This window comes from Chromobacterium sp. CV08 (assembly GCF_051129845.1).
Lineage (GTDB): Bacteria > Pseudomonadota > Gammaproteobacteria > Burkholderiales > Chromobacteriaceae > Chromobacterium.
This window is the reverse complement of the sequence record NZ_CP150453.1, coordinates 2933352-2953457: the sequence shown is the minus strand read 5'-3', so window position 1 is coordinate 2953457 and position 20106 is coordinate 2933352. Positions and strand designations below refer to the sequence as shown.

Here is a 20106-nt window from a genome sequence, read left to right as displayed (position 1 = left end):
GAGGCCGGCGTCACGGTGCCGCCCGGCGGCGGGCCAGCGCGTCGCGCGCCGCGTCAAGGTGGCCAAGCAGCCGCCGCTGGTCCGGCTGCGGCTGCTGCAGCCCCTGCTGCATCGACGCCGCGATATCGGCGAGTTCCCCGTGGCCGACGCTGAGCGCCGCGCCGCGCAGGCGGTGGGCATGATGGGCGGCCAGTGGCCAGTCCCGGTCGTCCATTGCCCGGCGCAGCCGGTCGGCGTCGTCGGCGCAGCTGCTGAGGTAGAGGTCCTCCTGGGCGCCGCTTGAGGCGGAGGAGGCCGCCGGCCCGGTGCGCGGCCGATGGTCCAGCCACAGTGCCAGCATCTGCTCCAGCTGTTCCAGCCGCAGCGGTTTGGAGAGGCAGCTGTCCATGCCGCTTTCCAGGCAGCGTTGCTGGTGCTCGATGCCGGTGGTGGCCGAGATCGCGACGATGGGCAGGTAGGGCTGCCATTTCAGCGCCGGATGCTGGCGCATCCTGAGCGCCAGCTCATAGCCGCTGGCGCCGGGCAGATTGCAGTCCAGCAGCACCATGGCGAAGCGGCGGCCCTGGTCCAGCAGCGCCAGCGCGGCGTCGCCGTCCTCCGCCATCTCGGTACGGTAGCCCAGCTCCCGCAATTGCTGTTCGATGACGAAGCGGTTCGCCGGCTGGTCTTCGACGACCAGTATCGGATCATGCGGCCGTTGCGCGATGGCGGCGGCCGGCGCGTCGTGCGTCGGCTCCAGCATCGGCGCAGCCTCGCAGGCCACCGGCAGCCTCAGCGTCATCGTGGTGCCCTCGCCCTGGAGGCTGGCCAGCTCTATGCCGCCACCCATCATGTCCACCAGTTGGCGGCAGATGGTGAGGCCCAGGCCGGAGCCGCCATAGCGGCGCGCGGTATCCTCGGCCTGGCTGAAGGCGTCGAACAGCTTGCCCTGCTGCTCGGGCGCGATGCCGATGCCGGTGTCTTTCACCGTCAGCAGCAGCAGACCGCGTCCGGCGTCGCCCGGCTGCAATTCCACTCTCAGCAGGATCTCGCCCTGGTGGGTGAACTTCACCGCATTGCTCAGCAGATTGCTGAGTATCTGCCGCATCCGCACCGGGTCTATCTGCAGGCGCTGGGCGCACAGTCCGGCCAGCTGCACGGTCAGCGTCAGCCCCTTCTTCTCGGCGCAGGGCCGGTAGATCGCGGCCACGCCGCTGGCCAGCGCGGCCATGTCGGTGGCCACCGGTTCCAGCGCCAGCTTGCGGGCGTCCAGCTTGGAGATGTCCAGCACATTGTCGAGCAGCTCCAGCAGATTGACGGCCGAGGCGTTGGCCAGCGCCGCCAGCTCCTGTTCGCGCGGCGGCAGCGCGGCGCGGCGCAGCAGTTCGACCGAGGCAAGGATGGCGTTCATCGGCGTGCGTATCTCGTGGCTCATCATCGCCAGGAACAAGGACTTCTCCGCCTCGCTGCGCTGGGCGGCGCGTTGCGCCAGATGGGCGTTGCGGGCGAACAGCAGCAGCAAGAGCAGGCCCAGCCCCAGCGCCGACAGCTCGAAGGCGTAGTAGCGGGCGATGGAGCCCCAGGACGGCATGCCGTAGTCGGTGGTGTGCAGCCAGTTGTAGAGTATGGTGTCGGTGTCTTCGGCCGTCAGCTGGGCCAGCGACTTGTCTATGATGTCGCGCAGCATCGGCTGGTTCTGATTGACCGCCATCGATACCAGCCGCGGCATTTCGCTGACGCTGCCGGCGATGTGCAGCGCGCCGTAATAGCGCCGCTGGATCACCGCCTGCAGTATCGCGTCCAGTCCGACGGCGGCGTAGGCGCTGCCGTCGGCCACCGCGTCCAGCGCAGCCAGCGGCGTGGCGACGGGCACGACGCGGATTTCCGGATAGTACTGGCGGAGGAAGTACTCGTACGGGTCGCCCTGTTCGACCGCCACCGTCTTGCCGGCGAGCTTGGCCGGATCGAAGACTATCGGCTTGTCCGGCCGCGTCACCAGCAGCGTGCTGCCGGAAAAATAGGGGTCGCTGAACAGCAGCTGGCGGTTGAACGGCGCCGGAATCAGCTTCGGCGAGGTGGCGGTCAGCAGGTCCAGCCGCCCGGCCAGCATCATGGTCATCGCCTGCTGGCGGTTTTCGACCGGCACCAGCTGGAAGCGGATGCCGCTGATGTCGCCGATGCGCTGCAGATACTCCTGGGTCAGTCCCTTGTGCTGGCCGTCCTCCAGGTATTCGATCGGCCAGCCGTGCGGGTCTATCGCGTAGCGGACCACCGGGTGATGGGCCAGCCAGGCGCGCTCGGCCGCATTGTACGGACCGGCGGCCCAGCTGCGGCCCTGTCCCAGCAGCAGGCACAGCGCCAGCAGCGCGGCCGGCCGCCATCGGGGCGTCATTTGTCCTCCAGCCGCTGCTGCAGCTGAAACAATTCGTGGTCTCCGCGTAGCCCAAGCTTCTTCAGCGCCGACTGCTTCTGATTGCTGATGGTCTTGATGCTGCGAGAGAACTTGCCGGCGATGTCGCTGACCGACAGGCCGAGCAGGCAGCAGCGCAGCACCTCGCGCTCGCGTGGCGACAACTCCGGATGGTCCAGCAGCGTCGGCGGCGGGGCGGACTCGGCTGCCGGTTCGGTGCTGCGCTGGCTGAGCGCCAGTTCCATCTGTTCGCTCAGATAGCCCTGGCCTGCGGCCAGCCGGCGGATGGCGGCGGTGAGCTCGTCCAGCCCCTGTTCCTTGCCGATGAAGCCGTGGGCGCCGCCGCGCAAGGCCAGCGCCACCGTGGCCGGCGTGTATAGCGCCGACATCACCAGGATGCGCAGCTGCGGATGGCGTATCCGCAATGCCCGGATCAGGTTCAGCCCGTCGATGTCGTCGGGGCGCAGCGAATAGTCGAGCACCAGCACGTCGGCGGTCTCGTCCAGCCCGTCGTTCAGCGCGCGCATCAGATCGGCGCTGGCGCTGAAGCTGCCGCAGATCCGCAGCCCGTTCTCTCCGGCGAGGTGGCTGGCCAGTCCGTGCAGAATCATCAGATGGTCGTCCAGCAGCGCGACGTGCACCGGACGGGGAACTGCTTGGCTATCAGGCATGTTTTCGGTTTCCGCAATGGCTGCAGGGCGGGGCGCCGCCCTGTCGTTCCATTGTGAATTATGCACCCAGCTGCAAGAAAGTGTCCCATGCCTGTCTTTGTCATGCTCCGCGGCGGCAAGAAAAATGCCGGCCAACAGTTGTTGGCCGGCATTCGGCGGGATGGCGTTCCGCCCCGGTCGGACCGGGGAGGCGGCTGTCAGAAGAAGCGGTAGTCCACGGTCAGGCCCACGGTGCGCGGCGCGCCGACCACGCCCAGATTGTTGCTGCGGGATGAGATCTGCGAATACAGCACGCCCCGGTTGGTCAGGTTGTTGACGTAGGCGCGAACCCCCCAGCGGGCGTCCTCGTAGCCGGTGTTCAGATTGACCACGGTGTAGTCGCCGGCCTTGAGATTGGGATTGTTGACGATGTCGGAATAGTAGGAGCCGACCCGGTTCAGGCTGCCGCCGACGTAGAAGTTGCGCGGCAGCCGTTGCTTGAAGCCCAGGTTGACCGTCGTGTGCGGCGCGTAGTTGAACTGATTGCCCTCGATGCCGGGGTTGGCGGCGTCGGTGCCGGTCACCTTGGTGTTCAGCAGGCCGATGCCGGCGCTGACGGTCAGCGTCGGCGTCACCCTGGCCTGGGTCTCCACTTCCAGGCCGTAGCTTTCCCCTTTCGGGATATTGGTGAAGCGCGAGTTCAGGATCGCCTGGTAGCCGGTGTACTGGTTGAAGAAGGCGTTGGCGTTCAGGCTGACCCGGTTGTTCATGAAGGTCGAGCGGCTGCTCAGTTCGTAGGCGGTGACCTGTTCCTTGTTGTAGGTGTAGTAGACGTAGTCGTTGTCCAGGCCGGAGCCGCCGGCGTTGTAGCCCTTGCGCGCTGTCAGGCCCAGCGTGGTGTCCGGGCTGTAGCGGTAGCTGAGGCCTGCCTTCGGCAGGAACAGGGTTTCGCCTACGTTGTAGCTGGCCTGGCTTTCCTTGCTGGTCGCCGGATTGAAGGTGGTGTTGCGGCGTTGCATTTCGCGTTCCGCGCGTCCGCCCAGGTTCAGGCTCCACTTGTCGTTGAGCGCCAGCGTGGCCTCGCCGTAGAAGGCCTCGGTCTTCAGGCGGTCCTTCGCCGCGAGATTGGGATACAGCATGGTCCGCAGATCCTGGTCGCGGTCGTAGTAGTAGACGCCGATCATGCCGCTCAACCAGCCGTTCTGCGGCGCGTAGGCCAGCCGGGCTTCGACGGTGTTGCTCTTCTCGTCCAGCCGCATATTGAACGGCGGCGTGTCGGTGTCCTTGAACGCGCTGACGTTGTCGGCGTGGCCCAGCAGCAGGTGGGCGCTCCAGGCGTCGTTGAACTGGTATTGCAGATCGGTGCTGACGGTATTGTTGAACGAGTCCTGGTAGCGGGCCTGGGTCGACAGCCGGCGGTACTGGTAGTCGAAGTAGTTGCCGTCGACGTAGTTCAGGTACTCGCCCTTGTCCTTGCGGTGCGACACCGTCAGCTTGGCGCTGAAGCCGGGCAGCGCGCCGGGCTTCCACAGCAGCTTGCCGCGATAGCTGCTGTGATTGATCTGGGACGCGTCCCACGGCAACTGGCCGGGATAGTCGATGTAGCCGTGCCCGTTCAGGCCCTCGGCGGTCAGGCGGAAGGCCAGTTCGTCGGTGATCGGGCCGGAGACCATGCCGGCCAGCGTGGCGCGGCCGCCCTGGTTCTCGTAGCCGGCGCGCAGCGCGCCTTCCCAGTCGAATGTCGGGTCCTTGGTGTTGACGACGATGGCGCCGGCCATCGTGTTGCGGCCCTGGGTCGTCGATTGCGGGCCGCGCAGCACTTCGATCTGTTCGACGTCCCACGGGCTGGCGTCGACGTAGCGCTGGCCGGTCCAGCTTTCCGCCATGCCGTCCACCGTGGTGCTGACGCGCGGGCGGGAGCCGGAGACCAGCGTGTTGTAGCCGGTGCCGGGGCCGGTGCCCTCGATGCCGCGGATGTTGACGATGCCGGCGCCGTTCAGCGTGGCGTTGGGCGTGGCCGCCGCCGAGTCGTAGACGGATTTGCTGTCGCCGGTGTCGACGTCGCGCAGCACCGAAACGGCGGTGGTGGTGTCCTTCAGCGAACGATTGACCTTCTCGCCGGTGACGGTGACGGTGGGCAGGGCGGTCTGATCATCCTGTCGGGCGGCGTCGGCCCATGCCGACTGGACGGCGCCCACGCTGCCGAGGCAGGCGAGGGCCAGCCGGGTGGCCTGGGCGAGGTGCGAGAGTTTGCGGCGCGGGATTGTTCCCATCGTTTCATGTTCCCCATTATTGGAAAGTGTTTCAGCCCGGCCCATGGCAGTTCTATGGCGTCGTCTGGCTGGCGAGGAATCGTTGGCTGCTGCGGCGGGTGGAAACTGTCAGGACCGGTACCGATCCGCGTGGTGATTGCGATCAGTTGATGCGAATGATAATATTTATCATTAACAATATGCAACAAACAAGTCGTTTCGTGCGGGAAACAACGCTTTAAATAATCTTCTGGCATGTCGGTTTGGAGGGAAAAATGGAGTTGAATCAAATGGCTGCGCGCAGTGCCGCCTGGCTGCAACACCCGGAGGCGGGATCGTCCGGCTGGTGGGCGCGGCTGGCGGCGGAGGGCGCTCCGCTCTGCGAGCGGCTGGCCGACGGATCGGTCTGCGTCACCTTTCTGTGGCGCGATCCGGCCGGGGGGGGCGAAACCTCTTCGACGGTCCGGGTCTACGCCGACGTCAACTCCGTCACCGACCATCACAGTCCGCAGCCGCAGACGCTGGCCCGGCTCGGCGACACCGACGTCTGGTGGTGGCAGGCGGTGCTGCCGGCCGACTGGCGCGGCAGCTACGCCTACATTCCGGTCGACGCCGGTCGGACGCCGCCGGAGCGGGGCGCCGACGAGGAGCGGAACCGCCAGCGCCATCGCGAATGGTGGGTGGACGTCATCGGCCGCTCGGTGGCCGACCCCTTGAACCGCGACGCCGGCTACCGCAGCGGCTGGGGCGCGCCGCTGTCGGCGCTGCACTTGTGCGAGGCGCCGGACCAGTCCGCCTGGCAGGCGTGGGACAGCGAGCGCCGCGGCGCCGATCCGCGCCGGCTGAGCGAGATCCGTTGGGACAGCCCGCGGCTGGGCAAGGCGCGCCGGGTCTGGATCTACCAGACCGGCGACGCGCCGCGCGAGCGCTGGGCCGAGCGGCCGCTGGCCGTGCTGTTGGACGGCCAGAGCTGGGCCGAGCGGCTGCCGGTGTTCGCCGCGCTGGACGAGGATACCGCCCGCGGTCGGCTGCCGCCGGCTGTCTACCTGCTGATCGACAGCATAGACGGCAGGCACCGCGAAGAAGACCTGCCGTGCAACGCCGAGTTCTGGCTGGCCTTGCAGCGGGAGCTGCTGCCGCAGGCGGCGCTGGTCGCGCCGTTCAGCGGGCTGGCCGAGCGCACCGTGGTGGCCGGACAAAGCTATGGCGGCCTGGCGGCGATGTTCGCCGGCCTCAACTGGCCGGAGCGTTTCGGCTGCGTGCTCAGCCAGTCCGGCTCGTTCTGGTGGCCCTATGTCGAACTGCATCAGCAGGCGCGGGCCGCGCCGGGAGGGCGGCTGCCCGGCAGCAAGGGCCTGCTGACCGAGAAGCTGGAGGCCGGCGGGATGCCGGCCGGACGGCTGCGGGTCTTCCAGGAGGTCGGCAGCCGCGAGGACGTGATGGTCGACGTCAACGACAGCCTGCATGCGGCGCTGCTGCGCGCCGGCCACCGGGTGCATTACCAGGTGTTCGAGGGCGGGCATGACTGGCTGTGCTGGCGCGGCGGCCTGCTGCAGGGCCTGGGCTGTTTGTGGCAGCCGTTGGCTGCGCCTTGAGAACAACATTGAATCGTCCCGCCGGAGGGACGGCTCGCTTGCCGGAGCATTCGCGATGAGCACCGAACAAACCAATCCTTTCGATGATGAGAGCCTGAGCTTTCTGGTACTGGTCAACAGCCAGGAGCAGCACAGCCTGTGGCCGTCGCAGCTGTCGGTGCCGTCCGGCTGGCGGACGGTCTTCGGGCCGGACGGCCGCGCCGCCTGCGTCGACTATCTCGACCGCCAATGGACCGACATCCGGCCGCGGGCGCTGCGCGGCGCCTAGGCCGCGGCGTCGCCGCCGTTCCGAATCATCCGCATTCAGGAAAACATCGTGTTGAGCATTGAAACAAGACCATCCGCCATCGAGCGGGAACTGCCGCTGTTCGGCTCGCAGCTGGGCATCTGGCTCGCCGACCAGATCGCCGAGCAGAGGAATACCTATACCGTCGCCCACTGCGTCGAATTGAACGGCGCGATTGACGCCGAGCGGCTGCGGCGGGCGATACGGCAGGGGCTGGCCGAGGCCGACACCGTCGTCGCCGCCTATGCCGAGACGCCGACGGGGCCGGTGCTGCGGGCCGGCGGCGCCGCCGCCTTGCCCGACTGCCGGGATCTCAGCGCCGAGGCCGATCCGGAAGCGCTGGCGCGCGACTGGATGCGCGCCGACCTGGCCGCCGATCTGGCCGCCGACGGCGAGCGCCCGCTGTATCTGCATACCCTGTTCAAGCTGGCGGGCGGCGCCGGCGAGCGCTGGTTCTGGTACCAGCGCTACCATCATGTCTGCGTCGACGGCTACAGCTTCGCCGCGCTGAGTCGGCGCATCGCCGACATCTACCGGGCGCTGGGGCGCGGCGAGACGCCGCCGCCGTCGCCGTTCGTCTGCTACGCCGAAGTGGCGGCCGAGCGCGAGGCCTACCTGGCCAGCCCGCGCTGCGCCGAAGACCGCGCGTTCTGGCTGGACTACGCGGCGGCGCTGCCGGCGCCGTCGACCTTGTCGTCGCGCGACGCGCTGGCCGGCGACGAGGCGGCCAACATCGATGTGCTGCGTCGGCGTTTCGAGCTGCGCGGCGAGGCCACGCGCGCGCTGGGCGGCGCGGCGGCGCCGCAGCGGGCGATGGCGGCCGCTTTCGCCTATCTGTCGCGGATCAGCGGCAAGGGCAGGGTGGCGATGGGCCTGCCCTTCATGCGGCGGATGGGGTCGGCGGCGCTGCATGCGACCGGGCCGGTGGTCAATGTGCTGCCGGTGGCGCTGGACGTGGCCGGCGGCGACGATCTGCCGGCGCTGGCGCGTCGGCTGGCCGACGAGTTGAAGTGGGTGCGCCGCCATGAGCGCTACGACGCCGAGCAGATCCAGCGCGACAGCGGCATGGTCGGCTCGCGCCGCGCGCTGTACGGCGCGACGCTGAATCTGAAGATCTACGATCAGTCGCTGCGGCTGGACGAGGTGGACGGCGTCACGCTGCCGCTGGCGGTCGGGCCGATAGAGGACATCGAATTCGGCATCTGGCAGCAGGGCGAGGCGCTGATGGTCGAACTGAGCGCCAATCCGGCGCGCTACGACGAGGCGGAGCTGGAATGGCACGCCTGGCGGCTGCGCGGCTTCATCGCCGCGCTGGCCGGCGGCGCGACGGTGGACGAGGCGCCGCTGCTGAGCGCCGCCGAGAAGGCGGCGCTGGACGAATGGTCGCAGGGCCCGCGCGTCAACGCGCCGGCCGGCGTGCGCACGTCGCTGGACGTGTTCCTCGCCAGCGCCGCGCAATACGAAAAAGAAACCGCGCTGGCGTGCGGGAGCGAGCGCTTGAGCTACGGCCAGCTGTCGGTCCGCGTCGCGCAGCTGGCGCGCGGGCTGCTCTCGCGCGGCATCGGCGACGGCAGCGTCGTCGGCGTCGCCGTGCCGCGCAGCGTCGACACCGTGGTGTCGATCCTGGGCACGCTGGCGGCCGGCGCCGCCTTCCTGCCGCTGGACCTCGACTATCCGCCCGAACGGCTGGCGCTGATGTGCGAGGACGCGGCGCCGGCCTTGCTGCTGACCCGCTCCGACGTGCGCGAGCGGCTGCCGGACCTGCCGGCGCTGTGCCTGGACGACGCCGAAACTCGCGCGCGCCTGGCGGCCCATGCCGCCGATACGCTGGGCGACGCGGAACGGCTGCGGCCGCTGGACGGCGACCGGCTGGCCTACATGATCTACACCTCCGGCTCCACCGGGAAACCGAAGGGCGTGATGATCGCCCACGCCAGCTTCCTCAATCTGCTGCTGAGCCAGCAGAGCGGACTGTTCGGCGACTTCGTCCGTTCCCGCGGCCGCCGCGTGCGGACGATGCAGACCGCCTCGCTGTCCTTCGACGGCGCGCTGGAGCAACTGTTCTGGCTCTTCATGGGCCAGGAAGTGCATCTGTGCGACGAGGAGCTGCGCCGCGACGCGCAGCAACTGGTCGAACTGGTGCGCCGCGAGCGCATAGACGAGATGGACGTGCCGCCGTCGCTGCTGCGGCAGATGCTGGACTGCGGCCTGATGGACGACGGCCATTGGCAGCCCGGCATGGTGATGGTCGGCGGCGAGGCGGTGCCGCCGGCGCTGTGGAAGGAGATGCGCGGCTACAAGCAGCTGCACTTCCATAATTTCTACGGGCCGACCGAATACACGATCTCGGCGCTGGGCGCGCCGGGGACGATAGCCGAGGAGCCGGTGGTGGGGCGGCCGGTGGCCAATACCCGCGCGCTGGTGCTGGACGCCGCGCTGCGGCCGGCGCCGATAGGCGTGGCCGGCGAGCTCTACCTGGCCGGCGCCGGCCTGGGCCTGGGCTATCTGAACCGCCCGTCGCTGACGGCGGCCCGCTTCGTCGCCAGCCCCTTCGGCGACGGCGAGCTGATGTACCGCACCGGTGACCTGGTGCGCTGGAACGCCCGTGGCCAGATGGACTTCATCGGCCGCGTCGACCACCAGATCAAGGTGCGCGGCTTCCGCATCGAGATGGGCGAGGTCGAACACGCGCTGGCCAGCCTGCCCGGCGTCAACGCCGCCGTGGTGCTGGCCGAGGCGGTGGGCGGCAGCCACCGCCTGATCGCCTATTGCACGATGGCCGAGGCCGGCCGCCACGAGGAGGCCGGCCTGTCCGCCGCTCTGCTGGCGCAAGTGGCCGAGACGCTGCCCGACTACATGGTGCCGTCGGCGCTGGCGGTGCTGCCGGAATGGCCGGTCAACATCAACGGCAAGATAGACCGCAAGGCGCTGCCGGCGATCCGGCCGCAGAACGCCGTCGCCGGACGCGAGCCGGCCAACGAGGCCGAGCGCCTGCTGTGCGCGGCGGTGGCCAAAGTCTTGAATCTGGAGCAGGCCGGCCCCGACGACGACTTCTTCCAGCTGGGCGGCGACAGCATCTCGGCGATGAGCCTGGGCACCGAGCTGCGCCGCGCCGGCTTCCTGCTGCGTCCGCGCGACGTGTTCGCCAAGCGCACGCCGGCCGGCATGGCCGCGGCGCTGCAGCCCTTGAGCGCCGCCAACCCGGCCGCCGACGACAAGGCGGGGCCGGTGGGCAGGCTGCCCATCGTCGCCTGGTTCGCCGAGCAATACGGCATGGCCAGCCGCTTCGTGCAGGGCGTGTGGCTGAAGGCGCCGGCGGCGCTGAACGCCGAGCACCTGGCCGCCGGCCTCTTGGCCTTGCAGCGCGCCCACCCGGCATTGCGCAGCCGCGCCGTCGACGGCCAGCTGAGCCTGGACGCCGCCCCGGCCGCGCTGGACGCGCGGATTCTGATCGAGGCGGCGGCGGACGCGACGCCGGACAGTCTGTTCGAAACCGCCTGCGCGCGCCTGGACCCGGAAAACGGACGGATGCTGCAGGCCGCGCTGCGTAACGGCGCCGACGGCAAGCATGTGCTGCTGGCCATCCATCACCTGGCGGTCGACGGCGTGTCTTGGCGCGTGCTGCTGCCGGCGCTGCAGTCCGCCTGCGAGGCGGCGATGGCCGGCCAGGCCGTCCAGTTGCCGCGCGAGGAGTTCGGCCTGCGCGAATGGGCGAAAACGCTGGCGGCCCAGGTGCCGGCCCGCCGCGGCGAGCTGGCGATGTGGCGCGGCATGCTGGCCGGACAGGCCGACCCGTTGAGCGCCAAGGCGCTCGATGTTTCCCGCGACCGCCACGAGACGGCCCGTCACAGCCGCGCGCTGCTCGGCGAGGCGGCCAGCGCGGCGCTGCTGCAACGCTTGCCGAACGCCTGCCGTGCGACCACCGAGGAAATCCTGCTGGCGGCGCTGCTGATGGCCTGCCGCGGCGAATTCGACGCGCCGCGTCTGCGCGTCGGCCTGGAGTCGCACGGCCGCCATGCGTCGGACGACGGCATCGATCTTGCCCGCACCGTAGGCTGGCTGACCGCCGAATATCCGGCATTGTTCGACCTGTCGACCCAGGTGGTCGGCGACGCCGCCGCGCTGGCGGCGCTGCGCGCGGTCAAGCGCGTGATGCGGGCGATACCGGACCACGGCCTCGGCTACGGCGTGCTGCGCCAGCTGGACGGCGAGCACGGTCCGGCGCTGGGCGCGCTGGAAGCGCAGAACCGTCCGGCGCTGCTGTTCAACTACCTGGGCCGCTTCCAGGCCGGCGACGGCGAATGGACGCCGCTGGCCGCCGGCGGCCGCTTCGCCGACGCCTTCGCCGTCGACATCGATCCGGCCTTGCCGCTGCAATACGGGCTGGAGGCCAATGTCTTCGTCGACGAGTCCGGCGCCGCGCCGCGTGTGGCGGTCAACTGGACCTGGGCCGACGCCTTGTTCGGCGCCGACGCCATCGAAAGGCTGGGGCAGCGGATGGACAGCGCCATCGCCGCGCTGGCCCGTCTGGCCGAGCGCGACCCGCTGGCCGCCGCCGATACGCTGGTGGCCGCCGAGACGCTGGGCGTCGGCGGCGCGCCGTTGTCCGACGACGAGCTGGAGGCGCTCAGGGCCCGGCACGGCAGTCTGGCCGCCGCGTTGCCGGTGCTGCCGTTGCAGCAGGGCCTGCTGTTCCACGCCCAGCTGGGCGAGGCGTCCGGCAAGTACAACTCGATCACCCGCGTCACCTTCGAAGGACCGCTGGATGCCGACAGGCTGCGCGCGGCGCTGGCGGCGGTATTGCGCCGCCACCCGCAGCTGGCCGCCGGCTTCGACAGCGAGGCCCAGGCCGAGCCGCTGCAACTGCTGCCGCTTGTTCTGCCGCAATGGCCGTGGCGCGAGCTGCAACTGGCCGCGTCGGCCGACGAGGCCGAGGCGCTGCAGGCGCTGGAGCGCGAGGAACTGGACCGCGACTTTGCGGTCGGCGGTCCGGGCGACGGCCCGCTGCTGCAGGCGACGCTGGCGCGCCACGGGAGTCAGTCCACGCTGTTCCTGACCGCGCATCATTTGATTGTCGATGGCTGGTCCACGCCCATCATGCTGCGCGATCTGCTCGCCGCCTACGGCGACGGGCCGGACACGCTGCCGGTCATCGGCGTCGACTACTCCAGCGTGGTCCGCGCCCTGGCGGCGCGCGATCTGACGCCGGCGCGCCAGTTGTGGCTGCGGACGCTGGACGGCGTCAAGCCGACGTTGTTGTTCGGCCAGCAGACGGCCGCGCCGGAAGTGCGGGAATTCGAACTGGTCCTGCCGCGCGCGCTGGAAGACGCGCTGACCGAGCGCTGTCGCGAACGCGGCCTGACGCTGAACACCGCGATGCAGGGCATGTGGGGCGCGCTGCTGTCGGTGCTGACCGGCAGGAGCGACGTGGTGTTCGGCTCGCCGGTGTCGGGCCGCTTCAGCCCGGTGGACGGCATCGACGAGCATATCGGTCTGTTCAGCAACACCATTCCGGTGCGGGTGGTCCTGCGGCCGGACGCGCCGCTGTGGGAGCAACTGGCCGATTTGCAGGCGCGGCAGATCCGCTTGCTGGAGCATGACGGACTGGGCCTGGCCGAAATCCAGCGCCTGGCCGGCGCGACGACGCTGTTCGACACGCTGCTGGTGGTGGAGAACTACCCGGACCAGGACATGCAGTCGCGCGACTACCACGGCGCGCGCATCGCCGCACTGCGCAACCGCGGCCATACCCACTATCCGCTGACGGTGCTGGCGCTGCCGGGTGATCGGCTGCGCCTGCTGATCGAGTACCGCGATCTGGTCAAAGATCCGGAACAGCTGGCCGAACGGATGCTGGCGCTGCTCGAGCATCTGGCTTATCGGCCGGCGCTGCCGTGGTCGGCCTTCGACCCGCTGACTGGCGCCGAGCGCGAGCTGATCGAGCAGGTCAACGCCACCGCCGCCGTCATTCCCGAAACCACGCTGCCGTCGCTGCTGGCGGCTCAGGCCGCCAAGACGCCGGACGCGCCGGCGCTGCTGGACGAGGCGCACGCGCTAGGCTACGCCGAGACCCGCGCCCAGGTGGCCCATCTGGCCGGCCGCTTGGCGCACGCCGGCGTGAAGCCGGGCGACATCGTCGCCGTGGCCTTGCCGCGCTCGGTGCATCTGAGTCTGGCCTTGATGGCGGCGCAAGAGGCCGGCGCCGCCTATCTGCCGCTGGACACCGGCTACCCGGACGAGCGGCTGGCCTATATGGTGGCCGATGCCAAGCCGGCGCTGATCGTCACCTGCGCCGAGCTGGCGCCGCGCTTCGCCGCGATGGGCACGCTGCTGCTGCAGGACGAGCTGGCGGCCGAGCCGCAGGCCTTCGACGCGCCGGCGCTGACGCCGGACCACGCAGCGTATCTGCTGTACACCTCCGGCTCCACCGGCCGGCCCAAGGGCGTGCTGGTCTCGCACCGGGCCATCGTCAACCGCCTGCTGTGGATGCAGCACGAGTACGGCCTGGGCGCCGACGACGTGGTGCTGCAGAAGACGCCTTGCAGCTTCGACGTGTCGGTGTGGGAGTTCTTCTGGCCGTTGATCGTCGGCGCCAAGCTGTTCATGGCGCCGCCGGACGCCCACCGCGACCCGGAGGCGCTGCTGGAACTGATCGCCGCGCGCGGCGTCACCACCTTGCACTTCGTCCCGTCGATGCTGGCGGCGCTGCTGGCCCACATGCGGGGCGACCCGGCGGCGCGTTCGGCCCAGGCGGCCGGTCTGCGTCGGGTGTTCTGCAGCGGCGAGGCCTTGTCGCGCGAGTTGGCCGACGGCTACGCCGGCCTGATAGACGCGCCGCTGCACAATCTGTACGGCCCGACCGAGGCGGCGGTCGACGTCAGCTACCAGCCGGCGGCCAAGCCGGCCCCGGAGTCGGCCAGCGTGCCGATCGGCCTGCCGGTGTGGAACACCGCGCTGCGCATTCTGGACGCCGCGTTGCGGCCGGTGCCGGTCGGTGCGCCGGGCGAGCTCTATCTGTGCGGCGTGCAACTGGCCCACGGCTATCTGGGCCGGCCGGACCTGACCGCCGCCCGCTTCGTCGCCGACCCGTACGCCGACGGCGAACGGATGTACCGTACCGGCGACATCGCGCGCTGGCTGCCGGACGGCGCCGTCGAGTACCTGGGCCGCAGCGACGACCAGCTGAAGATACGCGGCCAGCGCGTCGAGCTGGGCGAGATCGAGGCGGCGCTGCTCTCGCAGCCGGGCGTCGCCCGCGCCGTGGTCCACGCCCGCGCGCTGGGCGGCCAGGCGGCCCATGCCGCCGGCGCCGACAACCGCCAGCTGGTCGGTTATGTGATCGCCTCCGATCCGGACAACCCGCCCGAGGCCGACGCGCTGCGCGCGGCGCTGGCCAAGGTTTTGCCGGCGCACATGGTGCCGGTGGCGGTGATGCGCCTGGCCGACTTCCCGCTCAGCGCCAACGGCAAGCTGGACCGCAAGGCGCTGCCGGAGCCGTCGGCTACGGCGGCGGCCGAGGGCCGAGAGCCGCGGCCGGGCCTGGAAAGCCGGATCGCCGCGCAATTCGCCGAGATACTGGAATGCGACGCGGTGCGCGCCGACGACGACTTCTTCGCGCTGGGCGGCCACTCGCTGCTGGCGATGCGGCTGGCGGCGACGCTGCGCCGCGAACTGAAGCTGCCGGTCTCGGTCGGCCAGATCATGAGCTCGCCGACGGTGGCCAAGCTGGCGGCGGTGCTGTCCGACGCCGGTCTGGCGTCCGACCCGGCGCTGGCCGGCTTCGGCGAGGTGCTGCCGCTGCGCGCCGGCAAGGGACGGCCGCTGTTCTGCATCCACCCGGCCTCCGGCTTCGCCTGGCAGTACAGCGGCCTGTCGCGTTATCTGCGGCCGGGCCTCGCGCTGGTGGGCCTGCAGTCGCCGCGCCCGGACGGCGCCATCGCCCGTTGCGCCGACATGGACGAGGTGTGCGAACGCCATCTGGCCAATCTGCGCCGCATCCAGCCGCAAGGCCCGTACCACCTGATCGGCTATTCGCTGGGCGGCACGGTGGCGCAGGCGCTGGCGGCCAGACTGCGGCGGCTGGGCGAGGAGGTGGCCTTCCTGGGCCTGCTCGACACCTACCCGCCGGAGGGCCAGGACTGGAACGGCCCGACCGAGGAGGAGGCCAAGGCCGAGGTGGCGCGCGAGCAGGAGCAGTTCATGTCCGCCACCGAGGACGCCGCCGACGCCTTCATGCTGCGCGAGAAGACCGAGATGTTCGGCCATATCGTCGCCAACTACCAGGACGCGGTGCGTCTGCTGTCGCAGGCCCGCACGCCGCGCTACGACGGCGAGGCCACGCTGTTCGTCGCCCGCCGCACCTTGCCCGATGGCATGGACGTGCGCGCGACGTGGCGGCCGCACCTGGCCGGGCTGACTGTCCATGAGCTGGACTGCGCGCACGAGGACATCGTATCGCCGCAGTCCTTGGAGACGCTGGGGCCGTTGCTTGACAGCATGCTGAAGGAGGTGGACAGCCTGGGGTGATCGCTCACGGCAAATGGAAATGGCCCCGAAAGGGGCCATTTTCATGGGGGGACGAAAACGAGATCAGCGCGGAATCACCATCGGCGTACGGCTGACCGGGTCTTCGATGATCAGGCAGGGCAGGCCGAACACCTGCTCGATCAGCTCGGCGCTGACGATGCGGGACGGCGGGCCCTCGGCGACGATGCGGCCGTCCTTCATCGCGATCAGGTGGGTGGCGTAGCGGCAGGCGTGGTTGATGTCGTGCAATACCGCCACCAGCGTGCGGCCGCCGTCCCGGTTCAGCCGGCGGAACAGCTCCAACAGCTCGATCTGGTGGGCGATGTCCAGATAGGTGGTCGGCTCGTCCAGCAAGAGCAGCGGCGTCTGCTGGGCCAGCGCCATCGCCACCCAGGCGCGCTGGCGCTGGCCGCCGGACAATTCGTCGACCAGCCGGTCGGCCAGCTCGGCGGTGCCGGTGGCCGCCAGGGCCTCGTTGACCGCGTCCTCGTCGTCGCGGCTCCATTGCCGCAGCAGGCCCTGGTGCGGGTAGCGGCCGCGGGCGACCAGGTCGGCGACGGTGATGCCGTCCGGCGCGACGGCGCTTTGCGGCAGCAGGCCCAGCTGGCGCGCCACCGCCTTGGCCGGCTGGCTGTGGATGTCGCGTCCGTCCAGCCTCACCTGGCCGTGCAGCGGCTTCAACAGGCGGCTGAGGCTGCGTAGCAGCGTCGATTTGCCGCAGCCGTTGGGGCCGATGACGACGGTGAAGGCGCCGTCGGGAATCCGCAGGTCCAGCCGTTCGCAGATCGTCCGCTGGCGGTAGCCCAGCCTCAGGCCGTCGCCGGACAGTCGCGGCAGGCCGGCGGCCGGAGTGGCGGCGTCGGCGGCCGCGGCGGGGTTCAGCTTCAGGGACAGGGTGGTCACGATTTCGCGCCTCCGGTTTGGCGCAGCAGCAGCCACAGCAGGTAGAGGCCGCCGATGCAGATGGTGACGACGCCAACCGGCAGCTGGCGCGGATAGAACAGATGCTGGGCGGCGTAATCGGCCGCCAGCAGCAAGAGCGCGCCGGTCCAGGCGGCGGTCATCGGGCTGGTGGCGCGCGCGCGCTGCAGCCGCTGGGCGATCTGCGGCGCGGCCAGCGCGATGAAGGCGATCGGCCCGGCCGCCGCGGTGGCGGAGGCGATCAGCGCGACGCCTATGGCCATCAGCCACAGCCGCGTGCGCTCGGCCGGCACGCCCAGCGCGCTGGCGCAGTCGTCGCCCATTTCCAGCAACCGCATCCGCGGCTTCAAGGCCAGCGCCGCCAGCATCGCCAGCAGGCAGAACAACGCCGACGGCAGGCCCTTGTCCCAGGTCATGCCGTTCAGCGTGCCTGCGCCCCAGATCGCGGCGCTCATCGCCGATTCCAGGCTGGCGTTGATCATCAACCAGCTGTTCAGCGCGCTCAGCATCGCGCTGACGGCGATGCCGACGATGATCAGCCTGAGACCGTGCACGCCGCGCCGCCAGGCCAGCAGATAGACCAGCGCGGCGGATGCCAGGCCGCCGGCCAGCGCGCCGCCGGCGACTTCGAAGTGGCTGCCGCCCATCGTCGTGATCACCAGCAGCGCGCCGGTGTAGGCGCCGGTGTTGAAGCCGACGACGTCCGGGCTGCCCAGCGGATTGCGCAGCAGGGACTGGAAGATCGCGCCGCTGACGCCCAGCGCCGCGCCTATGACCAGCGCCATCGCCACGCGGGGCAGCCGCCATTGCTGGACCACGGCCACTTCCAGCCGGCTTCCGCGGCCCTGCAAGGCCGCCCAGACCTGTTCGACGCTCAGGTGCAGGGCGCCTGCGCGCAGGCTGAGCAGCGCCAGCGCGGCGCAGGCGGCCATCAGCAGCAGCGCCGGCCACAGCCGGCCCGGACGGATGCGCAGATTGAATCGGCCGTCCGGATGGCCGAGCCTGAGTTCGGCCGTCTTCATGCCTTGCCCCCCGCGCCGCCGTGGGCGCGCGCCAGCCAGATCAGCGCCGGCGCGCCGATGAAGGCGGTGACGATGGACACGCGCAACTCCCCCGGCGTCAGCAGCCGGCCGACGATGTCGGAGGCCAGCAGCAGTATCGGCGCCAGCAACGCGGTGAACGGCAGGCTCCAGCGCAGGTCGACGCCGCCGAGGCGCCGCGCGACGTGCGGGATCATCAGGCCGACGAAGCCTATCGGTCCGGCGGCGGCGGTGCTGGCCCCGCACAGCAGCGTGACGGCGGCGACGGTGCCGGCCTGGGTCAGCAGCGGGCGGCTGCCCAGGCTGAGCGCCAGATCGTTGCCGAGGCTCATCGCGTTAAGCGGCCGCGCCAGCAGCAGCGAGAGCAGGCCGCCGGCGACGATGACCGGCGCGGCCATGCCGACGACGGCCAGGTCGCGCACGTCCAGCGTGCCGGCGTTCCAGTAGCGCAGGCGGTTGAAGGCGACCGGATCGAGCAGGGTGATCGCGGCCGACAGGCCCATCAGCACCGCGCCGACGGCGACGCCGGCCAGCACGATGCGTAGCGGATCGGCGCGGCGGCCCCGCGCGCCGACGGTGTAGACCAGCAGCGTGGCGCAGAGCGCGCCGGCGGCCGCGCAGCCCATATAGCCGAGCGGGCTGTCGACGGCGAAGACGGCGACGCCCAGTACCATCGCGAAGCTGGCGCCGGCGTTGACGCCGAGTATGCCGGGATCGGCAAGCGGGTTGCGGCTCAGCGCCTGGATCAGCGCGCCGGACAGCCCCAGCGCCGCGCCGGCCAACAGGCCCAGCAGCGTGCGCGGCAGCCGCCCCTGCAGCACGATCACGCTGTCCGGCCCGATGGCGCGGCCCAGCAGGCTGTCGCGGACGATGGACAGCGGTATCGGCTTGGCGCCCAGCGCCAGGCTCAGCGCGGCGACGACGGCCAGCAGCGCCAGGCAGGCCAGCAGCAGGGCGGCGCGGCGTCCGGGCGAGGAGGCGGGGCTTGTCGGCATAATGAAAATGATTCCTAATAACAATTGCCAATGTTACCATGCCTGTCACATGCAGGGACAGGCCCGCGAAACGGCCTGTCATTCCCGTCGTTGCGCCGTCCGTGCGGCGCGCCCGCCACCATTGTCGAATCACTGCGCTGATAATATGAAAAAATCGCCTATCTTCGTCGATTTCAGCCTGCTAAGGCTGAATCCGCATTTCCGTTCCATCTTCATCGCCCGGATGATCTCGGTGTTCGCCTTCGGCCTCCTGATGGTGGCGGTGCCGGTGCAGATCCACCAGCTCACCGGCTCCACGCTGCAGGTCGGCATGGCGATGGCGCTGGACGGCATAGGCATGTTCGCCGGCCTGATGTGCGGCGGCGTGCTGGCCGACCGCATGGACCGCCGCCGGCTGATCCTGCTCGGCCGCAGCTCTTGCGGCCTGGGCTTCCTGGCGCTGGCGCTGAACGGCTTCATGACCCATCCGTCGGTGACGGCGCTGTACGCGGTGTCGGCCTGGGACGGCTTCTTCACCGGCATAGGCATCACCTCGCTGATGGCGTCCATCCCGGTCATCGTCGGCCGCGAGAACCTGCCGGCCGCCGGCGCACTGAGCATGCTGACGGTGCGCTTCGGCGCCGTGCTGTCGCCGCTGCTGGGCGGCCTGATCATCACCGCCGCCGGCGTCAACTGGAACTACCTGCTGGCCGGCATCGGCACGCTGGCGACGCTGATCCCGCTGACCCGGCTGCCTTCGCTGAAGCCGCAGGACGTCGAGCCGTCGCACCCGCTGCGCTCGCTGCTGGAGGGCTTCGAGTTCCTGTGGCAGAACAAGGTGGTCGGCGCGGTGGTGGCGGTGGGCACGCTGCAGACATTGCTGAGCGCGGTGCGGGTGCTCTACCCGTCGCTGGCCGAGGACGGCTACGGCGGAGGCGCCTTCGAGGTCGGCCTGATGTATTCGGCGGTGCCGCTGGGGGCGATGCTGGGTGCCTTCACCAGCGGCTGGGTCGGCGGCCTCGCTCGTCCCGGCGCGATGATGCTGGCCTGCGTGACCGTCTCCTCGCTGGTCATTGCGTCGCTGGGCGCCTTCACCCACTTGGCCTACGGCCTGGCGGCGCTGGCGGTGCTCGGCTATCTCGGGTCCATCGCCTCGCTGCTGCAGTTCACGCTGGTGCAGGGGCAGACGCCGGACCACCTGCTGGGCCGCGTCAACAGTCTGTGGAACGCGCAGGACGTCGTCGGCGACAGTCTGGGCGCATTGGGCCTGGGCGCGCTGGCGCGGGCCTTGGCGCCGCTGACGGCGGTCGGCTGCTTCGGCATGGCGGCGGCGGCGGCCGGCCTGCTGATGAGCGCCGGCTTCGGTTCGCTGCGCCGCTTGGCCGGCGGGCATGGGCAAGACGAGGCGGCGGGCGAGCCGGCCGAGCAGGCTGCCGGGTCTTGAGCTTGATGCGTTGGAAATGAAAAAAGCGG

General features: G+C 70.3%; 10 protein-coding genes. 4 read left to right on the top strand and 6 right to left on the bottom strand.

Features of this window, described 5'->3' with window-relative positions; genetic code table 11:
* Positions 1-10 precede the first annotated feature (10 nt).
* The 3 genes from WNM05_RS13635 to WNM05_RS13625 all read right to left on the bottom strand — a co-directional run bounded on the left by WNM05_RS13635 (position 11) and on the right by WNM05_RS13625 (position 5312).
* Positions 11-2371 (bottom strand): ATP-binding protein, encoded by a 2361-nt coding sequence (locus WNM05_RS13635; RefSeq protein ID WP_434627487.1) that lies wholly within the window; start codon positions 2369-2371, stop codon positions 11-13.
* Entirely contained in the window at positions 2368-3060 is a 693-nt protein-coding gene (locus WNM05_RS13630) for a response regulator (protein WP_434627484.1), read from the bottom strand. Before WNM05_RS13630 ends, WNM05_RS13635 begins: the two co-directional genes overlap by 4 nt.
* A 197-nt stretch (positions 3061-3257) precedes the next feature.
* Complete coding sequence (locus WNM05_RS13625; RefSeq protein WP_434627481.1) at positions 3258-5312, bottom strand: TonB-dependent receptor; 2055 nt, start codon at positions 5310-5312, stop codon at positions 3258-3260.
* Positions 5313-5566: 254 nt separating this feature from the next.
* Between WNM05_RS13625 and fes the strand changes: the two genes are divergently transcribed.
* From fes to WNM05_RS13610, 3 genes are read left to right on the top strand one after another with little or no spacing between them, the layout of a single operon-like run.
* A complete protein-coding gene (gene fes, locus WNM05_RS13620; protein WP_434627479.1) occupies positions 5567-6886 on the top strand; it encodes an enterochelin esterase in 1320 nt (439 codons plus the stop codon).
* A 55-nt stretch (positions 6887-6941) separates the two neighbouring features.
* The gene (locus tag WNM05_RS13615) at positions 6942-7154 is read left to right on the top strand and encodes an MbtH family protein (RefSeq protein ID WP_434627476.1); all 213 of its coding nucleotides are present in this window, start codon (positions 6942-6944) and stop codon (positions 7152-7154) included.
* 48 nt (positions 7155-7202) lie between these two features.
* Positions 7203-15698, top strand: coding sequence for an amino acid adenylation domain-containing protein (locus WNM05_RS13610; RefSeq protein WP_434627473.1), 8496 nt, complete (start codon positions 7203-7205; stop codon positions 15696-15698).
* A gap of 63 nt (positions 15699-15761) precedes the next feature.
* Here WNM05_RS13610 and WNM05_RS13605 read toward each other — a convergent pair whose 3' ends face one another.
* From WNM05_RS13605 to fepD, 3 genes are read right to left on the bottom strand one after another with little or no spacing between them, the layout of a single operon-like run.
* The gene (locus WNM05_RS13605) at positions 15762-16601 is read right to left on the bottom strand and encodes an ABC transporter ATP-binding protein (protein ID WP_434627470.1); all 840 of its coding nucleotides are present in this window, start codon (positions 16599-16601) and stop codon (positions 15762-15764) included.
* Positions 16598-17641: an iron-enterobactin ABC transporter permease gene (gene fepG / locus WNM05_RS13600; protein ID WP_434627467.1), complete on the bottom strand. Its 1044-nt coding sequence runs from the start codon at positions 17639-17641 to the stop codon at positions 16598-16600. Before fepG ends, WNM05_RS13605 begins: the two co-directional genes overlap by 4 nt.
* The gene (gene fepD / locus WNM05_RS13595; protein WP_434627465.1) at positions 17638-18654 is read right to left on the bottom strand and encodes a Fe(3+)-siderophore ABC transporter permease; all 1017 of its coding nucleotides are present in this window, start codon (positions 18652-18654) and stop codon (positions 17638-17640) included. Before fepD ends, fepG begins: the two co-directional genes overlap by 4 nt.
* A 145-nt stretch (positions 18655-18799) precedes the next feature.
* On the opposite strand from fepD, the gene entS reads away from it, so the two are divergent.
* Positions 18800-20077 carry an enterobactin transporter EntS gene (entS, locus tag WNM05_RS13590; RefSeq protein ID WP_434627462.1) on the top strand — a complete coding sequence of 426 codons (1278 nt, stop codon included), beginning with the start codon at positions 18800-18802 and terminating at the stop codon, positions 20075-20077.
* Positions 20078-20106: the final 29 nt, after the last annotated feature.